This window comes from Pseudarthrobacter sp. LMD1-1-1.1, assembly GCF_040676255.1.
Classification (GTDB): domain Bacteria; phylum Actinomycetota; class Actinomycetes; order Actinomycetales; family Micrococcaceae; genus Arthrobacter.
In genome coordinates this window covers 399,133-417,124 of record NZ_JBEGHP010000012.1, presented here as the reverse complement: position 1 = coordinate 417,124, position 17,992 = coordinate 399,133, and the positions used below count along the sequence as shown (strand labels likewise).

At 67.3% G+C, this 17,992-nt stretch carries 18 protein-coding genes; 11 read left to right on the top strand and 7 right to left on the bottom strand.

The features are described 5' to 3' along the window. Nucleotides 1–6: 6 nt before the first annotated feature. The 7 genes from MRBLMD1_RS07495 (at nt 7) to MRBLMD1_RS07465 (ending at nt 6,964) form a co-directional block, all read left to right on the top strand. The gene (locus MRBLMD1_RS07495) at nt 7–969 is read left to right on the top strand and encodes a carbohydrate ABC transporter permease (RefSeq protein WP_159634568.1); all 963 of its coding nucleotides are present in this window, start codon (nt 7–9) and stop codon (nt 967–969) included. Continuing rightward, complete coding sequence (locus MRBLMD1_RS07490; RefSeq protein WP_159634571.1) at nt 969–1,859, top strand: carbohydrate ABC transporter permease; 891 nt, start codon at nt 969–971, stop codon at nt 1,857–1,859. The genes MRBLMD1_RS07495 and MRBLMD1_RS07490 overlap by 1 nt, the downstream gene beginning before the upstream one ends. Nucleotides 1,860–1,901: 42 nt before the next feature. Beyond that, complete coding sequence (locus tag MRBLMD1_RS07485) at nt 1,902–2,654, top strand: sugar phosphate isomerase/epimerase family protein (RefSeq protein WP_364398565.1); 753 nt, start codon at nt 1,902–1,904, stop codon at nt 2,652–2,654. Further along, nucleotides 2,651–3,778 carry a Gfo/Idh/MocA family protein gene (locus MRBLMD1_RS07480; protein ID WP_364398563.1) on the top strand — a complete coding sequence of 376 codons (1,128 nt, stop codon included), beginning with the start codon at nt 2,651–2,653 and terminating at the stop codon, nt 3,776–3,778. The genes MRBLMD1_RS07485 and MRBLMD1_RS07480 overlap by 4 nt, the downstream gene beginning before the upstream one ends. A gap of 56 nt (nt 3,779–3,834) precedes the next feature. Continuing rightward, entirely contained in the window at nt 3,835–5,013 is a 1,179-nt protein-coding gene (locus MRBLMD1_RS07475) for a Gfo/Idh/MocA family protein (protein ID WP_224024157.1), read from the top strand. Nucleotides 5,014–5,064: 51 nt separating this feature from the next. Then, complete coding sequence (locus tag MRBLMD1_RS07470) at nt 5,065–6,066, top strand: sugar phosphate isomerase/epimerase family protein (protein WP_159634583.1); 1,002 nt, start codon at nt 5,065–5,067, stop codon at nt 6,064–6,066. A gap of 94 nt (nt 6,067–6,160) precedes the next feature. Next, nucleotides 6,161–6,964: a TolB family protein gene (locus MRBLMD1_RS07465; RefSeq protein WP_364398560.1), complete on the top strand. Its 804-nt coding sequence runs from the start codon at nt 6,161–6,163 to the stop codon at nt 6,962–6,964. A 14-nt stretch (nt 6,965–6,978) separates the two neighbouring features. On the opposite strand, the gene MRBLMD1_RS07460 is transcribed toward MRBLMD1_RS07465, so the two are convergent. The 3 genes from MRBLMD1_RS07460 to MRBLMD1_RS07450 form a co-directional block, all read right to left on the bottom strand. Continuing rightward, the gene (locus MRBLMD1_RS07460) at nt 6,979–7,857 is read right to left on the bottom strand and encodes a glycosyltransferase (protein WP_364398558.1); all 879 of its coding nucleotides are present in this window, start codon (nt 7,855–7,857) and stop codon (nt 6,979–6,981) included. Nucleotides 7,858–8,090: 233 nt separating this feature from the next. Next, complete coding sequence (locus tag MRBLMD1_RS07455; protein WP_364398556.1) at nt 8,091–8,465, bottom strand: hypothetical protein; 375 nt, start codon at nt 8,463–8,465, stop codon at nt 8,091–8,093. 88 nt (nt 8,466–8,553) lie between these two features. After that, nucleotides 8,554–9,453 (bottom strand): SDR family oxidoreductase, encoded by a 900-nt coding sequence (locus MRBLMD1_RS07450; protein ID WP_159634595.1) that lies wholly within the window; start codon nt 9,451–9,453, stop codon nt 8,554–8,556. A gap of 220 nt (nt 9,454–9,673) precedes the next feature. Here MRBLMD1_RS07450 and MRBLMD1_RS07445 point away from each other — a divergent pair, with 220 nt between their 5' ends. Together MRBLMD1_RS07445 and MRBLMD1_RS07440 are read left to right on the top strand one after the other, a co-directional pair. Then, entirely contained in the window at nt 9,674–10,192 is a 519-nt protein-coding gene (locus MRBLMD1_RS07445) for a DUF6328 family protein (RefSeq protein ID WP_159634599.1), read from the top strand. Between the two features lie 2 nt (nt 10,193–10,194). Continuing rightward, nucleotides 10,195–10,857, top strand: a complete 663-nt coding sequence (locus MRBLMD1_RS07440; RefSeq protein ID WP_307491284.1) for a DUF6766 family protein — start codon at nt 10,195–10,197, stop codon at nt 10,855–10,857. 13 nt (nt 10,858–10,870) lie between these two features. Here the strand turns inward: MRBLMD1_RS07440 and MRBLMD1_RS07435 are convergent, their stop codons facing one another. The 4 genes from MRBLMD1_RS07435 to MRBLMD1_RS07420 form a co-directional block, all read right to left on the bottom strand. Continuing rightward, the gene (locus MRBLMD1_RS07435; RefSeq protein ID WP_224024148.1) at nt 10,871–11,995 is read right to left on the bottom strand and encodes a glycerate kinase; all 1,125 of its coding nucleotides are present in this window, start codon (nt 11,993–11,995) and stop codon (nt 10,871–10,873) included. Nucleotides 11,996–12,081: 86 nt separating this feature from the next. Continuing rightward, on the bottom strand, nt 12,082–12,891 hold the full coding sequence (locus MRBLMD1_RS07430; RefSeq protein ID WP_364398553.1) for an SDR family oxidoreductase: 810 nt from the start codon (nt 12,889–12,891) through the stop codon (nt 12,082–12,084). Nucleotides 12,892–12,909: 18 nt separating this feature from the next. Beyond that, on the bottom strand, nt 12,910–13,356 hold the full coding sequence (locus MRBLMD1_RS07425) for a hypothetical protein (RefSeq protein WP_364398551.1): 447 nt from the start codon (nt 13,354–13,356) through the stop codon (nt 12,910–12,912). A gap of 365 nt (nt 13,357–13,721) precedes the next feature. Beyond that, nucleotides 13,722–14,498 carry a class I SAM-dependent methyltransferase gene (locus MRBLMD1_RS07420; RefSeq protein WP_224027254.1) on the bottom strand — a complete coding sequence of 259 codons (777 nt, stop codon included), beginning with the start codon at nt 14,496–14,498 and terminating at the stop codon, nt 13,722–13,724. A 208-nt stretch (nt 14,499–14,706) separates the two neighbouring features. Here MRBLMD1_RS07420 and MRBLMD1_RS07415 point away from each other — a divergent pair, with 208 nt between their 5' ends. Both MRBLMD1_RS07415 and MRBLMD1_RS07410 read left to right on the top strand, forming a co-directional pair. Then, a complete protein-coding gene (locus MRBLMD1_RS07415) occupies nt 14,707–16,350 on the top strand; it encodes an ATP-binding protein (RefSeq protein WP_159634614.1) in 1,644 nt (547 codons plus the stop codon). Nucleotides 16,351–16,370: 20 nt separating this feature from the next. Further along, nucleotides 16,371–17,921, top strand: coding sequence for a putative bifunctional diguanylate cyclase/phosphodiesterase (locus tag MRBLMD1_RS07410; protein WP_275181433.1), 1,551 nt, complete (start codon nt 16,371–16,373; stop codon nt 17,919–17,921). Nucleotides 17,922–17,992 lie beyond the last annotated feature (71 nt).

The window sequence follows — 17,992 nt, the reverse complement described above, 5'->3', positions numbered from 1 at the left end:
GCGCCCATGTCCAGCACCACCACCCAGTCCGGCCTAAGCCGGGCCCGCCGCGGGCTTGCCCCCGGCGGGTCCGGGGCCGTCCCCGGAAAACGCAAGAGCAAGCTCTCCGCGCAGGCCACCAGGACGTTCTTCTGGCTCCTGCTCCCCTCCGTGGTCCTCCTTGTCCTGATCCACGGCTACCCGCTGATCTACGCCGCCATCCAGGCGACGCACGACGGAGACCTGCTCCAGACCGGCAACTTCGTGGCGGGCCAGAACTTCGCCACCGTCCTGACCTCGCCGGCGTTCTGGAAAGCTGCCCAGTTCACGCTGTGGTTCACCATCGTGGGCGTCTTCGGGTCCTGGCTGGTGGGGCTGGGCCTGGCCCTGCTCCTGCGCACCAAGATCCCCGGCGGCGGCACTTTCAAGGTCCTGCTGCTCCTGCCCTGGGTGGTGCCCATCGTGGTGTCCTCCACTGCCTGGAACTGGCTGGTGGCCACCCCGGACAGCCTGATCCCGTCGCTGTTCCGGAACCTGGGCATGGGCACGCCACTCTTTCTGGCCGATCCCACCCTGGCCTCCATCACCGTGATGGTGTTCAAGGTCTGGGTCAGCTTCCCGTTCATGATGATGATGATCTCGGCCGCCCTGGCTTCGGTGGACACCACCGTTTATGAGGCAGCCAGCATGGATGGCGCCAGCCGCTGGCAGCAGTTCACCCAGATCACCCTGCCGTTGATCGCCCGCTCCACGTACATCAGCTGGATCCTGATGACCATCTTCTGCGTCAACGACTTTCCCACCATCTACCTGCTCACCGGCGGCGGACCGGTCAACGCCACCACCTCCCTGGTGGTCCTGGCCTACCGGACCGTGTTCCAGGACTTCGCCACCGGCCCCGGCGTGGCCATCGCCTTCCTCATGACGATGACCCTGGTGGTCATCTCGGTCATACTGTACCGCCAGATCCGAAAGTCGAGCGTCGAATAATGAGCGCAGTCCTCCACGCCCATCCCGAATCCGGCCCCGCGCTCGGCATCGACGCCGGCAAGCGGCGCAGGGTCCTCTCCGAAGCGGGCCAGCGCGGCCGCTGGTGGCGCTTCGCCGCAATCCTCATCATCACGGGGATCGTGCTGGTGCCCATCATGGTCACCGTGCTGCTGGCCTTCACACCCGGACCCAACAGCACTGCCACCGGCCTGACGTTCGAGAACCTCGGCAACGTCTTCTCCAAGACCCTGGCCGCCACCTGGTTGAAGAACAGCCTGGTCACCACCCTGTCCACCGTGGTGGTCTCCGTGGCTGTTGCCGCCCCTGCCGGCTACGTCCTCTCCCGCGGCCGCAGCAAGGCGGTGTCCGGGTACTCGCTGCTGCTGTTCGTCATGCAGTCGCTGCCCATCATCACTTCCGTGGTGCCGCTGTTCATCCTGTTCGCCGGCATGGGCCTGGTGGACAACCTCCTGGGCCTGACCATCATCTACGTCGGCTCCACCATGACCGTGGCCACCTGGATGATGGCCGCCTACTTCGACTCCATCCCCATCAGCCTCGAGGAAGCATCCTGGATCGACGGGTGCTCCGTGTTCGGCTCGTTCACCAAGGTGGTCCTCCGGAACTCCCTTCCCGGCGTTCTCTCCACCGCGATCTTCGCCTTCCTCCTGGCCTGGAACGACTACCTCGTAGCCATCGTGTTCCTGCGCTCGAACGAAATCTTCACCCTTCCCATGGGCGTGCAGTCCTTCTTCCAGCAGAACGCCACGGACTGGACATCCGTCATGGCCCTGGCCGTGGTCATGATGCTCCCGCCCGTCATCGTCTTCGCCACGCTGAACAAATACTTCAGCGTCGGCGGCATCGGCGGCTCGCTCGCCGGCCGCTGACCCCAGTCCACTTCGATTCACAACAGAACGCTAAGGAAACCCATGTCCTACTCACTTCAGCTCTACACCCTGCGCAACGCGATCGCGGAGGACCTCCCGGGCACTATCCGGAAAGTCGCCGAAATCGGCTACACCCAGGTTGAGCCCTACAACTTCGTGGCCACTGCCAAGGAACTCGGCGCCGCCCTGAAGGAAAACGGCCTCACCGCGCCGTCCGGCCACGCGCCCCTGATGAGCCAGGACCAGGACGAAATCTTCGCCGCCGCGAAGGAACTGGGCATCACCACGGTCATCGATCCGTTCCTGCCCGCCGAGCACTGGCAGAAGGCGGAGGACATCCAGGCGACCGCCGCCAAGCTCAACGCCGCGGCGAAGAAGGGCGCCGGGTACGGCATCCGGGTTGGCTACCACAACCACGCCTGGGAGCTGGAGTCCACCATCGAGGGCCGCACCGCCCTGGAGTACTTCGAGTCCCTGCTGGACCCGGGACTGGTCCTCGAAGTGGACACCTACTGGGTGGCCGTCGGCGGCCAGGACCCGATCGACATCCTCACCAAGCTCGGCGGCCGCGTGAAGTTCATCCACATCAAGGATGGCCCGCTGAACAAGGACAACAAGGCCCAGCGTCCGGCAGGCCAGGGCAAGGTCCCGGTCATGGACGTCATCGCCGCCGCGCAGTCCCTCGAGGTAGGCGTGGTGGAGTTTGACGACTACGACGGCGACATCTTCGAGGGCATCGCCCAGAGCCTCGCCTTCCTGGAGAGCAACACCGCAGCCGAAGGAGCCAACGCATGAGCACCCCCGCCGGCACGCCGGCCCGCAGCGGCCCGGTGGGCGTCGGCGTCATCGGCGCCGGCGTGATCAGCAAGCAATACCTGGACAACCTCACGGCGTTCCCCGACCTCAAGGTCCACGTCATCGCCGACCTCTTCGAGGACGCCGCCGAAGCCCGCGCCAAGGAGTACGGCATCCCTGAGTGGGGAGGCGTGGACAAGGCCCTGAACCACCCCGACGTCGAAATCATCGTCAACCTCACCATCCCCGCAGCCCACGTGGAGGTGGCCACCGCAGCCGTCAACGCGGGCAAGCACGTCTGGACGGAGAAGCCGTTCTCCCTGGACCGCGAATCCGGCCTGGGCCTGCTCAAGACCGCCGACTCCGCCGGCATCAGGCTGGGCTGCGCGCCGGACACCTTCCTCGGCGCCGGTATCCAAACGGCGCTGCGCCTGATCCAGCGCGGCGACATCGGCACGCCGCTGACCGCAATGACCACGTTCCAGACCCCCGGCCCGGAGTCGTGGCATCCGAACCCGGCCTTCCTCTTCCAGCACGGCGCCGGCCCGCTGTTCGACATGGGCCCCTACTATCTGACCGCCCTGGTCCAGGCCTTCGGCTCCATCCGCAAGGTGGCCGCCGTCGGTTCCAAGGCCAAGGACGTGCGCGTGATCGGTTCGGGACCCAAGGCGGGCGAGGAGTTCACCGTCGAGGTGCCCACCCACGTCTCCGCCATGGCGCAGTTCGAATCCGGCGCCTCCTCGCACAGCGTCTTCTCCTTCGAATCCCCCCGGACCCGGATGGGTTTCGTGGAGATCACCGGAACGGAAGCCACCATTTCGCTGCCGGACCCCAACTACTTCACCGGAGACATCAAGCTCTGGCGTGCCGGCGACGAGGACTGGACCACGGTTCCCGCCACCGGGCCCGCCAACGGCCGCGGCATGGGCGTCCTGGACATGGCCCGCTCTCTCCGCGCCGGTGTGAAGCACCGTGCCACCGGCGAACTGGCGTACCACGTGCTGGACACCATGGTGTCCATCTCCGAGTCCATCGATTCGGGCACGTTCGTGAACGTCGAAAGCTCGGCGCCGGCCTCCGCCGCCCTCCCCGAGGACTGGGCGCCGGAAACCGCCACGCTCTGATCCAGCAAGTAATCCAGCACGTAGTCCAGCCAGCAGGAAGCACGCAGGAACGCACCATGACCGCACCCGCACACCCCTCCGAACCCCCGGCCTCCCGACCGGCTTCGCGCCCGCTGGGCGTGGCAGCCATCGGTTATGCCTTCATGGGCAAGGCCCACTCGAATGCGTGGCGGAATGTGGCCAGCTTCTTCGACGTCCCGGCCTTCGAGCAGAAAGTCCTCGTGGGCCGGGACGCCACCGCGGTCGCGGAGGCCGCGGAAAGGTATGGCTGGGCCGAATCGGCAACGGACTGGCGCACGGTGATCACCCGCGATGACATCGACATCGTGGACATCTGCGCCCCGGGCTGGATGCACGCGGAGATCGCCATCGCCGCGCTGGAGGCAGGCAAGCACGTCCTGGTGGAAAAACCCCTGGCCAACACCCTGGCCGAAGCCGAACTCATGACCGCCGCCGCAGCCAAAGCCAGGGCCCGGGGCGTGCAGTCGATGATCGGGTTCAACTACCGCCGCGTCCCGGCCCTGGCCCTCGCGAAGGAACTGATCGCCGAAGGCCGGCTGGGCACCGTCCGGCACGTCCGGGCCGCGTACCTGCAGGACTGGCTCGCGGACGCCCAGGCACCCATGACCTGGCGGCTGCGGAAGGAAACGGCCGGGTCCGGTGCCCTGGGCGACATCGCCTCCCACGCAATCGACCAGGTCCTGTTCCTCCTCGGCGACCAGGTCACCGAGGTGTCCGGGCGGCTCAACACTTTCGTGGACCAGCGCCCCGGCAAGAACGGCACCGAGGACGTCACGGTCGACGACGCCGCCTGGGCCACGCTGTCCCTCACCTCCGGGGCCATCGCCTCAGTGGAGGTCTCCCGGGTGGCCACGGGACGGAAAAACAGCCTCCAGATCGAGATCTATGGGGACAAGGGCAGCCTCCTGTTCGACCTGGAAAACCTCAACGAACTCGGCTTCCTGGACGCCACCGCCCCGGTGCGGGAACAGGGCTTCCGCCGAATCCTGGTCAACGAACCCAGCCACCCCTACCTGGAAGCCTGGTGGCCGCAGGGCCACATCATCGGCTGGGAACACACCTTCACCCACCAAATCCGCGACTTCCTCACCGCCATCAAGGACGGAACCCAGCCCTCGCCGTCGTTCGAAGAAGGACTGAACGTCCAGCACATCCTGAACGCTGTGGAGGAATCCGCCGCCAACAAAAGCACCCTCACCGTCGTCCGCCACTAACGCCTGACCCGGCAGCGCCCGCCAGTCCAGCTTTAAGCCAAGGAGCCCCGAATGCCCCGCCCGTTCACCCTGTTCACCGGCCAGTGGGCCGACCTGCCCTTCGAAGAAGTCGCGAAGCTTGCTTCCGGCTGGGGCTACGACGGCCTGGAAATCGCCGTCTCCGGAGACCACCTGGACGCCTGGCGCTGGGATGAACCGGGCTACGTCGAGTCCAAACTGGCAATCCTGGACAAGTACAACCTCAAGGTCTGGGCCATCTCCAACCACCTCAAGGGCCAGGCCGTCTGCGATGACCCCATCGACTTCCGCCACCAGGCCATCGTCGGGTCCAAGGTCTGGGGCGACGGCGACCCCGAAGGCGTCCGCCAGCGCGCCGCCGAGGAAATGAAGCACACCGCCCGGCTCGCCAAAGCCCTCGGCGTGGACACCGTCGTCGGGTTCACCGGCTCCTCCATCTGGCAGTACGTCGCCATGTTCCCGCCCGTCCCGGAAAAAGTCATCGACGCCGGCTACCAGGACTTCGCCGACCGCTGGAACCCCATCCTGGACGTCTTTGACGAATGCGGGGTCCGGTTCGCCCACGAAGTCCACCCCTCCGAAATCGCCTACGACTACTGGACCACCGTCCGCACCCTTGAAGCCATCGGCCACCGCGAAGCGTTCGGCCTGAACTGGGACCCCTCCCACATGATGTGGCAGGGCATTGACCCCGTCTCCTTCATCTGGGATTTCAAGGACCGGGTCTACCACGTGGACTGCAAGGACACCAAGATCCGCCAAACCGGCCGCAACACCGTCCTGGGTTCCCACCTGCCCTGGGGCGACCCCCGCCGTGGCTGGGACTTCGTCTCCGCCGGCCGCGGCGACGTCCCCTGGGAAGCCTCGTTCCGCGCCCTCGCCGCCATTGGCTACACCGGCCCCATCAGCATCGAATGGGAAGACGCCGGCATGGACCGCCTCCACGGGGCCCCCGAAGCACTGGCAGCGCTCAAGAAGTACGATTTCCCAGCCTCCCAAACCAGCTTCGACGCCGCCTTCAGCAGCAAGGACTGATCCACGCCATGCGTGCCCTGCAGCGGGCCAGCAGTGCGAGGTCTGGATTGCCTCGGCCGGCGGCGGGCTCGAACTGGCATACGCCACCGGGAATATGCTCCTGGAGGCACCTAACTGGACGCTCGATGGCCGCGCACTGATCCTGAACGGCGACGGCCTCCTGTGGAAACTGGACCTGGCGGACGGATCCCTTGCCGGGATCCGGCTGACGGGCCTCCCGGCGCTCAATAACGACCATGTCCTGGCCCCGGACGGCGACACCATCTTCCTGTCCGGGGAGGACGGACACATCTACCGGGCGCCCCTGGCGGGCGGACAGGCCACCAGGATCACGGACGACGACGGGTCCTTCCATTTCCTGCATGGCGTCAGTCCCGACGGCACGGAGCTCGCATATGTAGGGATTGAGGGCGGCGACTTCACACGGCCGGGGCGCCTGATGACCATAAAGTCCGACGGCGGTGCTGCCGCCAGGGTCGACGTCGGGCCCGGGCACTGCGACGGGCCCGAGTACTCGCCCGGCGGCGACTGGCTGTACCTCAATACGGAATCCTTCACCACCCTCCCCGGCCATGCCCAACTCGCCCGCGTCCGGACCGACGGAAGCCAGTTCGAGCGGCTGGTGGACAGCGCCTCCGTGGACTGGTTCCCGCACCTCTCCCCGGACGGCCGCCTGGCCGGCTACATCCGCTTCCCCGCCGGAACGCAAGGCCACCCGGCAGACCTGCCGGTCGACGTCGTCCTCGTCTCCACCACGGACTGGACCACCCCGCTCCACACCTGGCCGGTCTTCGGCGGCCAAGGCACCCTGAACGTCAACAGCTGGTCGCCGGCGTCAGACCGCTTCGCGTACGTGGCCTACCCGCTGTCCGGAGCAGCCGGCGGCAGCGGAGCCTGAGGCCCTGACGCCTACTAGGGCGCCCCGGCGGAGTCCTGTCGGAGGACGACGTCGTGGGCCTCCACCCGCCGGTCCGTCACGGTGGTGGGCGCTTCAAGGTGGACCGCGCCGGACGGCAGGATTCCGGCCCCGCCGTACCGTTCCATCACCTGCCACTGGGCCACGACGTCCTCGCCGGCATGGTCTGCCGGAAGGCTGGTCCAAAAACGGAACCCGCCGGCGTCGTTCAACGCCTCCCTGCGGTACAGCACGCAGCCGCCCAGCCACGCCACGCGGTAGGGCACCCAGTCGCCAGACTGCAGGGCCAGTTCGGCACTGAGATGGCTGAGGTTCGCGGCGTTGTGCAGCGGCCAGCGCTCGAATTCCGGGCTGCCCGGGCGGATGCGCTCCGGCGCCACCGGGCCCTCCCAGGCTGAGAAGGCCGCTGTTTCTTCAGGCCGGGGATCGTCCAGGAAGGACAACCCCTGCGGGGCCATGCCCACAAACCCGCATTGCAGCTCGGCGAGGGCCTGGCTCAGCCGTTCCAGGGCGCCGGGTTCCAGCCAAACGTCGTCGTCCAGGAACAGGCACTGCTCCGCGGTGGACTGGTCCAGCAGGAACTGCCGGTGTTCGGCCAGTCCCCGCCGTGGAAGGTGGCGCAGCAGCGTCACGGTCCGGCCCTGCGCCTCGAGCACCCGCACCATTGCTGCGGGTGCCGGATGTTCCCACGCGGGCTGCCCCGCTGACTGGTCGCTGATGACGACGGCGAACGCGGGTTCCTGCTGCGCTGCCAGCCCCGCAAGGGTGACGGCCAGCTCCGCCGGCCGGTTGCACGTGGGCACCAGGACGTCCACCGCCACTTTGTCCGGCCGGTCCGGCTGCCGCGCCCACTGCTCCGAAGATCTCCTGCCCACAGGTCCACTTTCCTGGCGTCGAAATTGACGCCGGCGGGCAGGAGGGGATGCCTTCTGCTGCCTGCCTGCCGGCTGATGTGGTTTCGCGTGTTCCGTACCCAGCCGGACGGGATGTATGCCACTGCGGGGGACCGCCGGAATGGGTCCGTCAGGAGGAGCAGCGGGCACGGCAAAGGCCCCCGTTTCCGCTGCCGCTGCGGGCAGGGGAAACGGAGGCCAGGGGCCAGGGTGACTTATCCGGCGTCGAAGCTTTCGTCGTCGTCGTTCGGCGACTTCTCCTGCGGAAGGTCGTTTCCGCTGCCGTCCGGAATGCCCGTGGCTTCCTGCCCGGACTCCGAGGAGACCGGCGCCGACCCCTTGGAGTCATCATTCGACTCGTCGATCTCCGCCGCGCTGGAGGGGAGGTCCATGTCGTGCGGGACCGGGTTCTGGCCCGTCCCGGACTGCGGTTCGTTGGTGTCCGCGCCGGCCGACGAAGCGCCGCCGGACTGCTGGCCGCCGCTGGACTGCTGGCCGCCCTGGGTGCCGGCTGCCTCCTGCTCCGCGGTGGGGGTGCCGTAGCCGCCCGGGGCCGACTCGGGTTCAGCCTGCTGGTTTTCCTGCGTCATGCTTCCTCCTGTTGTGCGTTGCCGATGTTGCTGGTCTGTTGATACTGTCCGGGCGGTAGAACCCGGTACTGCCTGGAGCGCGGCGCCCCTAGAGCCCCTTGCCGCCGGTGACGGGCAGGACTGCGCCCGAGATGTAGGAGCCGTCCCCGGACGCCAGCAGTACGTACGCTGCGGCGAGTTCGGCGGGTTGGCCCGCGCGCTCCAGCGGCGTGTCCTGGCCGAAGGACGGGAGCTTGTCCGGCCACTCGGTGGCGGGAATCAAGGGTGTCCAGATGGGGCCGGGGGCCACCGCGTTGACCCGGATCCCCTTCGGGCCGAGCTCCTGGGCCAAGGCCTTGGTGAAGGCCACCTGCGCCGCTTTGGTCATGGCGTAGTCGATGAGCTCCGGCGACGGGTTGAAGGCCTGGATGGAGGCCGTGGTGATGATCGAAGCCCCGGCCTTCAAGTGCGGCACGGCTGCCCGCGCCGACCACAGCAGTGAATAGAGGTTGGTGCGGAAGACCCGGTCGAACTCTTCGGTGGGAAGCGTCTCCAGGCTCTCCCGGTTCTTCTGGTAGGCCGCGTTCAGCACCAGGACATCGAGCCGCCCGAATTCGGAAACGGTTTCCTCCACGATGCGGGTGCTGAACTCCTCTTCACGGCCGTCGCCCGGAAGAAGGAGGACCCGGCGCCCGGTTTTGCGGATCCACTCCGCGGTGTCCTGCGCGTCGTCTTCCTCTTCCGGCAGGTAGGAGATGGCGACGTCGGCCCCTTCGCGGGCGAACGCGATGGCTGCGGCCTTTCCGATGCCGGAGTCGCCGCCGGTGATGAGGGCGGCCTTGCCTTCGAGCTTGCCGTGTCCTTCGTAGCTGAGCTCCCCGTGGTCCGGCTTGGGGTCCATGGGTGCCGTGAGCCCGGGCTGCTTCTGTTCCTGCTCGGGAAAGGGGCCCGAGTGGTAGCCGCCGCGCGGATCCTGCGGCTGGTCTGTCTGCTTGTCCGTGTCGCTCATGTCCGCCTGCCTGCTGTCGGTTGACCTGTGTCGATAGAGAAGGGCTCCGCCGTGCTCCGGCCCTTTGAAGCTATCCCGGGCAGCGGACCAAGTCCACCACCGCGGGTAATAATCAGTAAACTTATCAAATGTTGTAGCGGGCGCAACGGCCAGCCTTGTTTCTGGGTACGGGAGGAGTAGAAAGAAGACTTGGACCGCCGCCGGGAAGGAAGGAGCGCCGATGTCCGAAGTTGAGGACTACACGGGCCGCACGGGCCGGAACGAGACCCGCGAAGAGCAGCTGGACCGCAACTGGGCCGAACTCCTGCAGGAGTTGCGGGTGCTCCAGACCGGGGTGCAGATCCTGGCCGGCTTCCTGCTGACCCTGCCGTTCCAGCAGCGCTTTGAAAAATTGGACGACTGGGAAGTTGGCCTCTACCTCACCAATGTGGTGATTGCCGCCCTGACCACCGCCTTCATCCTCCTTCCGGTCAGCGTGCACCGGCGGCTCTTCCGGAAACGGCTGAAGGAAATGCTGGTGTCCAGCGCGGACACCATCACCAAGATTGCCCTTGGCGGCATCGCCCTGTTGAGTGCGGGAACAGCCGCCCTGGTCTTCGATGTTGCGGCAGGCCGGTCCGCCGGGGTCATGGCCGGTGGCGCGCTGCTGGGCGTCATGGTGGTGATGCTGGTCTTCGTTCCGCTTCGCCTGAACAAACGGGCCACCGGGAGGATCCTCCCGGCCAAAGATAAGGAGTGAGGATGCGTAAGTGGGCCAAAGAGCATGGGCTGCTGGTGGCTAACCTGGGCCTGTTCCTCGCGTTTTTCGTGGGGATGGTCCTCTCCGGTGCAGCGTCGTACAGCGAAGACCAGCAGGCCCATGGGGAGCCGGCGGTGTCCGTACTTCAGTTCCTGGGAACCGGCGCGTTCGTTGAGGCCACGTTCGAGAACTGGGAGTCGGAGTTCCTGCAGATGGGCATGTACGTGGTCCTCACGGTGTTCCTGTTCCAGAAGGGCTCATCCGAGTCCAAGCCGATGGGCAGGAAGGCCCCTCAGGACCAGGACCCCCGGGAAGCGCGTATCAGCAGCGCCACCCCATGGCCGATCCGGCGTGGCGGCATGGCACTCAAGGTCTACGAGCACTCCCTGTCGATCCTGTTTTTCGTGTTGTTCCTTGCCTCGTTCCTCCTCCATGCCGCCGGCGGGGTGGACGAGTACAACCAAGACCAGCAAAGCCACGGCCAGCCCGTCATCACGTTCCTGCAGTACCTGGGCACCAGCCGCTTCTGGTTCGAGTCCTTCCAGAACTGGCAGAGCGAGTTCCTGGCCGTCGGTGTCCTGGTGGGGGCGTCGGTATACCTGCGGGAGAAGGGATCCCCGGAATCGAAGCCTGTTGCCGAGCCCCACTACGAGACCGGTGCCTGACGTTCCGCGCCGGTCAGGCCCCTTCGAGTACCTGGCTTGTTGCCCAGGCCAAGTACTTGCCGGCGTTTGCCACGGCATCTTCCGGACTCGACGCCACGTCCAGCAGCTGGGCCGCGGCCACCACGCCGTGTCCGGCGAGGTCCTCGAAAGTCACCAGGATCCTGCCGGCCACCACAATGACGGGTATGCCGCGGTCCCGGGCCGCGTTCGCGAGTGCGATCGGCGCCTTGCCGGTGAGCGACTGGGAGTCCATGGATCCTTCGCCGGTGATCACCAGGTCCGCCTGGTCCAGCTGGGTGGCCAGTCCGGTCAGCCCCGCCACCAGCGCAAAGCCGCCTTCCAGCGTGGCGTTGGTGAACGCAAGGAACGACGCCGGGAAGCCACCGGCGGCGCCGGCGCCGGGGACGTTCACGTCCCGGCCCGTTGCTTCCCGCAGCACCGACGCCCAGTTGCGGAGCCCGGCGTCGAGCATTTCCACGGCGTCCTGGTCCGCACCTTTCTGCGGGGCGAAGACGTGGGCAGCGCCGGACGGCCCGTACAGCGGGTTGCGGACGTCGACGGCGATGCGGAACGTGGTGGCGGAGAGCCTCGGGTCCAGCCCGCTTGTGTCCAGCGCCGTGACGTCGGCCAGCGAACCTCCCCCCAGGGGCACCACGTTCCCTGCTGAGTCCAAAGGTTTCAGGCCGAGGGCGCGCAGGGCGCCGCTGCCTCCGTCCGTCATGGCGGACCCGCCCAGCCCCAGGACGATCTCGGTGGCGCCGGCGTCGAGGGCTGCGGCGATCAGCTGGCCGCACCCATAGCTGTGGGCGCGCAAGGCGTTGGCCGGGATTGGCTCCATGTCGGCCAGGCCGGACGCCTGGGCCGTTTCGATCACCGCCGTGACCTTGCCGTCGCCTGCCTTGTGGATGGCCCAGGCGGCACCAAGGGGGGCGAGGATTGGCCCCACCACGGCGTTCAACCGCTCCTCATAGCCTGCCGCCACCGCCGCTTCCAGCGTGCCCTCGCCGCCGTCGGCGATGGGAAACTGGGTGGCGACGGCGTCCGGGTACACCCGGAGTGCCCCCTCAGCGATGGAGGCGGCGGCTTCAGCTGCCGTCAGGGACCCCTTGAACTTGTCCGGAGCGATAAGAATGCGCATGCGCTCCATCATGCCAGCACCACTCGGGAAAGCGCTTGCCATCTCCGCGATGCGGACTGCGCGATCCCCCAGCCGGACGGATCAGCCTATCCCTCGCGCCATTCATTGCCGCTGAGGTGCGATCCCGCCTGCGGACCCATCTGGAGCATGCCGCCGTCCACCACCCAGGCCGCACCCGTCACATAGCTGGAGGCCGGCGAGGCAAGGAAGGCGATGACGTCGGCGATCTCCCGCGCGTGGCCGGGCCGTCCGAGCGGCACCCCGGGCCGTGCCGTCGTCGTCGGATCCTGGTCCTCCTGCCCCGTCATGGGCGTGGCAATCTCGCCGGGGGCCACCGTGTTGGCCGTGATGCCGTACTGGCCCAGCTCCAGTGCGAGCGTTTTCATGAGGCCGCCCAGGCCATGCTTGGAGGCATCGTAGGCGGATGAACCCACGCGCGGCTGGAACTCGTGCACGCTGGACACCGCCACCAGCCGGCCGCCCTTGCCGGCCTTGACCATGCGCCGCGCCGCCGCCTGCAGGCAGACAAAGGCGCCGTTGAGGTTCGTGTCGAGGATCTTCATCCAGTCGTCGATGCCCAGATCGAGGAACTTGGTGCTGGTTCCCGTCCCCGCGTTGTTGACGAAGACGTCCAGGCCGCCCAGCTCCTCGGCGAGGTCATCGATCACGCCCGCAGCGGAGCGGAGTTCGGTGGTGTCAAGCTGGCGGACCACGGCCTTGCGCCCCAGGCTGCGGATCTCGTCGGCCGTCCCCTCCGCGCCGGCCTTGTCCGAATGCCAGGTGACGCCCACGTCCATCCCGGCGCGGGCCAGCGCAACAGCGGTGGCCTTGCCGATTCCCGAGTCGGAGGCGGTGACGATGGCGGCAGTGGGCGTGAAGTTGCTGGTGTCGGGCATGGCGGGCCTTTCTGTAGGTCAGGCAGGGCGGCGGAGCTCGGACTCGTAGGACTCCTCACTCGCGGCAGTAGAGGCCCCGCGGCCTGCCGCCTCCAGGTTTGGCCGGCCTTCGGGCACGGCCATGAGGGGTACGGCGAAGGTCACCACGGGCCTGCTGCCGGCGTCGTCAGCCGATCTGATGGTCAGGCTCCTGGTGCCCGGCGGCACGGATGGGGTGAAGACCTGCAGGTTGCGGGCCCCGACGGTGGCGGATTCCTGCAGTGTGTATTCGGTTCCGAAATGGTCCTGGAGCACGAGCCGGGGCTCGGGGGCGTCATCCGAGGGAAGGTGGATGTTCACCACCAACCCGGAGGCCCATACCTCCACGGACAGAATGGTGAATTCGGTGGCTGGCGTGACGTGCCGTCCATAGGTGGGGGGCAGCAGCATCCTGCGGAGTTCGCCGGACGGAATGAGGTTGTTCATGGTGGTTCCTGTAGGTCTTGCGCCTGCTGCCGGTGGCGGTACCGGAGGGTAATCCGGAACCAGCCGGCGCAGGGGCGCGGGTGCGGCTTGGGTGCCTTCCGGGCTGGGATTTTCCAACCGGAAGACATTCGGTGGATGCCGTCGCTGCTGTTGCTGGTAGAGGACATCCAGTGTGTCCGGGAGTCGAAGGTGCAGAACCATCCCCCCGGCTGGCGTGGCCTTCCTTTCACCTCGGGCTAACTAGTAAGTCTACTTACCATGGAGCCTCGGGATCCGGCCCGTGTCAAGGGGAAGGACGGCGGCCTGCGGACTGGCTGCGGGAATCCGGGCAAGTCTGCGGGGACGGTTAATTGGCCTGCCCGGGCCTAACGGCGGGGGCGGACGATCGCGTAGTACCCGGGCACCCGGTCCTGGCCGGGCACGCCGGTCACGGGGTTGGTTTCGATGGCCGTATGGCCATCTTCAAGGAGTTCCCAGGCCGGCGCCGGGAACGTCCGTTCGCGCTCTTCGGGCCCGAAGTGCCCCGGCATGGGGAGCCCGCGGATGGCCAGTTCCAACGGCGCCGGGATGCCCCGCGTGGTGGCCCCGAGGTGGGACACATACTCCACCGGATTGCCCTGGAAGTTGGTTTCCGCCATGAAGACGGTGCCGCGGTGCCCGGCCAGGAGCCGGAGGTTTTCGACCAGTGCCATCTGGTGCGCCGGGGCAAGGACGTGCAGGACGCCGCGGATGAAGACGTTGGCCCCTTCCTTGCCTGCGTTGAGGGACTCTGCCAGGGCTGCCCCGGCACCCTCCGCCGTCATGTCCCGCGCTTCGAAAGTCACGTTGCCGCTTCCCCCGCACTCCGCCCGGGCCCTGTCAACGGCGTGCGGGGAGACATCAACGCCAACGACCCGGGGGAAGACGCCTGCGAGCGCCCGGGTGAAACTGCCATGGCCGCACCCGGTATCCACCACAGGAAGCGCAGGGTCCAGGTAGCGCAGGAGGCTGTCCTTGTAGCCCAGGAACTCATGGTCGCTGCCCGAATCCCACAGGACCTCTCCCCCGGGGCCCGTGGCCGTGATTCCTGCCCAGTAGGTATCCCATGCCTGGTGCCGGTCTTTCGGCGCACCCCGCGACAACCTGACGAGCTTGGGAAGCATCAGGTACTTCTGCAGGACGGACCGCGGCGACTTCGTTGGGGAGGACACGGCTCAAATATATGTTCCATCCCTGCCAACCGGCGCAGCTTCGGCCACATTACGGCGTGCCCTGCCCGCGGGGCACGAATGTCGGGGTGGGCGCGGGCGCTCTGGACCCGTGCGGCCCCCGTCCCCCTAGAATGTACTCAACTGGGAGGAAGGGAACACTGTGACGGCTGTGCCGAGTGGCGTGCCCCTGACCCGCACCGCCGTCGTCGCCGATCCCGACGCCGGCCGCCTGGCCCGCAACGCCCAGGCACTGCGGGACGCCGGGTACGGCGTCCAGGAAGCGGCGGACGCCGCCGGCCTCGCCGCGTTGCTGGACGCAGGCCAGCCCTCCGTCGTCGTCGCCGACGCGCTTCTGTCCCCTGCCCAGTCCGCAGCCCCCGTCCTGCTGATGGTGGACCTGGACAATCCGCAGGAGGTAGCCGCAGCCAACCCGGCCGGCGTCCACGACTGCATCACCAAGCCGCCGGAGCCCAAAGAGCTGGTCCACCGCGCATCCGTCCTCATCGAGCAGGTGTCCCGGCGCCGCGCCGCCCGGCAGGAAGCCGAGGGGCTCCGTGAACAGCTGCGCGAGGTCTCAGCCGCGGTACGCGCCACCAACGATCCCCAGGAGATCGCCAACCACGTGGTCTCCGGTTTCGGCCGGACCTTCAGGGCCGACCACGTGGTGCTGGCCACCTTCGAGGACCACCGCGTCCCGGTGATCATGGCGGCCTGGCACCGGCAGGGCCTGGTGGAACTGCCCAAGGACGCCCTCCCCGGCGAGGACGAGGCCCGCGCCGCGGCCGATGCGCTTTGGGCCGGGACAGAGACGCTCTCGTCGGACGGAAACGAATCCGAGCCCAGGGCCGACGAAAAGCCTGCCAGGGCCGTTGCCGGAGCGGCCTCCACGCTGGCGGTGCCCATCGGCGAAGGCAACTCCTCCCTGGGGATCATCTGGATCGCCATGATGGACCGGCCACGGACGTGGTCCAGCGCCGAACTGGGACTGATCCAGCACGTGGCCGGAAACGCCGCCTACGGACTCATCCAGAGCCACCTGATCAGCAGCCAGCAGCAGGTGGTCAAGCAGCTGCGCGAACTCGACAAGGCAAAGACGGACTTCCTGGCCACGGTGAACCACGAGCTGCGCACGCCGCTGACCTCGATCATGGCGTACCTGGACATGATCCAGGAGAGCACCGAGCACCCGGTGTCCAAGGAGGTCCACCAGATGCTGGACATCGTGGTCCGCAACACCGAACGGCTCCGGACCCTCATCGAGGACATGCTCAGCGTCTCCCGCGGCGGGCTGGACAACGCGGACATGCAGCTCGCGCCGGTGCGCCTGGGACGGACCCTGGATTTGGTTGCCGCGGCACTCCGGCCGCTGGCCACGCTGCAGAACGTCACCATCGATGTGGACCCGGTGCCGGAGGATCCGGAGATCCTGGCCGATGAGGTGCAGCTCCAGCAGGTCTTCACCAACCTCGTGTCCAATGCCATCAAGTTCACCCCCAGCGGCGGCCGGATCGAGGTGGGCAGCGAATCCCACGCCGCGGAGGACGGGTCCAAGTGGGCCACCGTGCGCATCGCCGACACCGGCATCGGCATCTCGGACGACGAAATCAACCACGTGTTCACCAGGTTCTACCGGGCCTCGAACGCGATGAACGGCGCCATCCCGGGAACAGGGCTGGGCCTTGCCATCTCCAAGGACATTGTGGACCGCCACGGCGGGCGGATCGATGTCGCTTCCACCCTGGGCACCGGGACCACCGTCACCGTCAGCCTTCCCCTCGGCACTGACCGCGTCCAGGCCAACTAGGCGCCGAAGGAGGACTGGCCATGTTTGCCAACGACGATCCCCGGCTCTCCCAGCTCCTGGAAGGCATTGTCCGGCTTGCCTCCGGCGACCTCACGTCCCGGATAGAGGTCTCCCCGGCCCGGGACGAGCTCGATGCGATCATTATGGGCACCAATCTGCTGGCCGAAGACCTGCAGGTCATCTACGAGGAACTCGAGCAGCGGGTGCAGGTCCGGACCCAGCTCCTTCACGAGGCCCACCTTGAGATGCAGAAGATGGCCATGCAGGACCCGCTGACCGGGCTGGCCAACCGGTCGGCGCTGCTCGAAGCCCTTCGCTCCGCGCTGGAAGCCCGTGCCGCGGTGGACGGCGGGGGATCCGAAGAGGGGCCGGCCATCCTGTTGATGGACCTGGACGCGTTCAAATCCATCAACGACAGCCTGGGGCACACGGCCGGGGACCAGGTCCTGGTGACCGTGGGTGAAAGGCTCCGGACCGCGGTGCGCGCCTCCGACGTCGTAGCCCGCCTGGGCGGCGATGAATTCGCCATCGTCATGCCCTCCGCATCGGCGGACCAGGCGGCGATCGTGGCGCACCGCATCCTGGCCTCCCTCAACGACCCCATCGAGCTTCCCGGCCGCAGCGTGCGCTGTGGTGCCAGCATCGGGCTCAGCGTGGGCAGCGGGGGCCAAAGCCCTGAGGACATGCTGATGGAGGCCGACGTCGCCATGTACGCCTCCAAGGCCGAAGGGCAGAACAAGCTGCACCGGTTCGAGCCCGCCCTGCTGCTGGTGCGCCGCCTCCGCAGCCAGCTGGTGGATGACCTGCGGGCCGCCATCAAGGACGATGCACTGACCCTGTACTACCAGCCGGTGGTGGAGCTTGGCACCGGTCGGATCGAAGGCGTAGAGGCACTGGTCCGGTGGAACCACCCCACCCGCGGCTTCATCATGCCTGACGAGTTCATTCCCCTTGCCGAAGAGGCGGGCCTGATCTCCGAACTTGGACTGTGGGTCCTCAGGACTGCCGTGAAGCAGCTGCGGGCCTGGATTGATGCTGCCCTGGTGGACAGCCGGTTCTCTGTGCGCATCAACATCTCCGCCACGGACCTGCAGAGCCTGCAGTTCATCGAGGACGTGCGCAACACCCTGAAGGAGACCGGCGTCAGGCCTGAACAGGTTGTGCTGGAGTTGACGGAAGTGGCGATCGTCAAAGGCAATGAGCTGGACCGGTATTCGCTGGGCGGGCTCCGCGGCCTGGGCGTGGGCATCGAAATCGACGACTTCGGGACCGGCTACTCGTCCATCAGCTACCTTCGCCGGCTGCCGGTGGACCGGGTCAAAGTGGACCGGTCACTGATCACCGGGCTGGAGAGCGACCCCAGCCAGCCCGCGCTGGTGGCGGCAGTCCTGCAGCTGGTGCGGGCGTGCGGGCTGGAAGCGGTGTGGGAGGGCGTCGAAACGGCGGAGCAGGCAGAAATCCTCCGCGGCCTGGGTTGCCGCAGCGCCCAGGGCTACTACTTCAGCCGGCCTGTTCCCCCCGACCAGATTCCGGAACTGCTGGCTGACCAGCAGGAAAGCGCTAACCAGTAACGCAAAAACTACTGCACTTTCGTGGCCGCCGTTATACGATCAGCGTGCGGTGTCTGGTTTTTCGCCGCCTC

Bases quoted from the DNA above. Each gene is read 5' to 3' on its own strand.
- MRBLMD1_RS07420 (WP_224027254.1), bottom strand. From the start codon at position 14,498: ATGCTTCCCAAGCTCGTCAGGTTGTCGCGGGGTGCGCCGAAAGACCGG.
- MRBLMD1_RS07445 (WP_159634599.1), top strand. From the start codon at position 9,674: ATGTCCGAAGTTGAGGACTACACGGGCCGCACGGGCCGGAACGAGACC.
- MRBLMD1_RS07450 (WP_159634595.1), bottom strand. From the start codon at position 9,453: ATGAGCGACACGGACAAGCAGACAGACCAGCCGCAGGATCCGCGCGGC.
- MRBLMD1_RS07495 (WP_159634568.1), top strand. From the start codon at position 7: ATGTCCAGCACCACCACCCAGTCCGGCCTAAGCCGGGCCCGCCGCGGG.
- MRBLMD1_RS07470 (WP_159634583.1), top strand. From the start codon at position 5,065: ATGCCCCGCCCGTTCACCCTGTTCACCGGCCAGTGGGCCGACCTGCCC.
- MRBLMD1_RS07430 (WP_364398553.1), bottom strand. From the start codon at position 12,891: ATGCCCGACACCAGCAACTTCACGCCCACTGCCGCCATCGTCACCGCC.
- MRBLMD1_RS07475 (WP_224024157.1), top strand. From the start codon at position 3,835: ATGACCGCACCCGCACACCCCTCCGAACCCCCGGCCTCCCGACCGGCT.
- MRBLMD1_RS07455 (WP_364398556.1), bottom strand. From the start codon at position 8,465: ATGACGCAGGAAAACCAGCAGGCTGAACCCGAGTCGGCCCCGGGCGGC.
- MRBLMD1_RS07410 (WP_275181433.1), top strand. From the start codon at position 16,371: ATGTTTGCCAACGACGATCCCCGGCTCTCCCAGCTCCTGGAAGGCATT.
- MRBLMD1_RS07480 (WP_364398563.1), top strand. From the start codon at position 2,651: ATGAGCACCCCCGCCGGCACGCCGGCCCGCAGCGGCCCGGTGGGCGTC.
- MRBLMD1_RS07490 (WP_159634571.1), top strand. From the start codon at position 969: ATGAGCGCAGTCCTCCACGCCCATCCCGAATCCGGCCCCGCGCTCGGC.
- MRBLMD1_RS07425 (WP_364398551.1), bottom strand. From the start codon at position 13,356: ATGAACAACCTCATTCCGTCCGGCGAACTCCGCAGGATGCTGCTGCCC.
- MRBLMD1_RS07465 (WP_364398560.1), top strand. From the start codon at position 6,161: ATGCTCCTGGAGGCACCTAACTGGACGCTCGATGGCCGCGCACTGATC.
- MRBLMD1_RS07485 (WP_364398565.1), top strand. From the start codon at position 1,902: ATGTCCTACTCACTTCAGCTCTACACCCTGCGCAACGCGATCGCGGAG.
- MRBLMD1_RS07440 (WP_307491284.1), top strand. From the start codon at position 10,195: ATGCGTAAGTGGGCCAAAGAGCATGGGCTGCTGGTGGCTAACCTGGGC.
- MRBLMD1_RS07435 (WP_224024148.1), bottom strand. From the start codon at position 11,995: ATGCGCATTCTTATCGCTCCGGACAAGTTCAAGGGGTCCCTGACGGCA.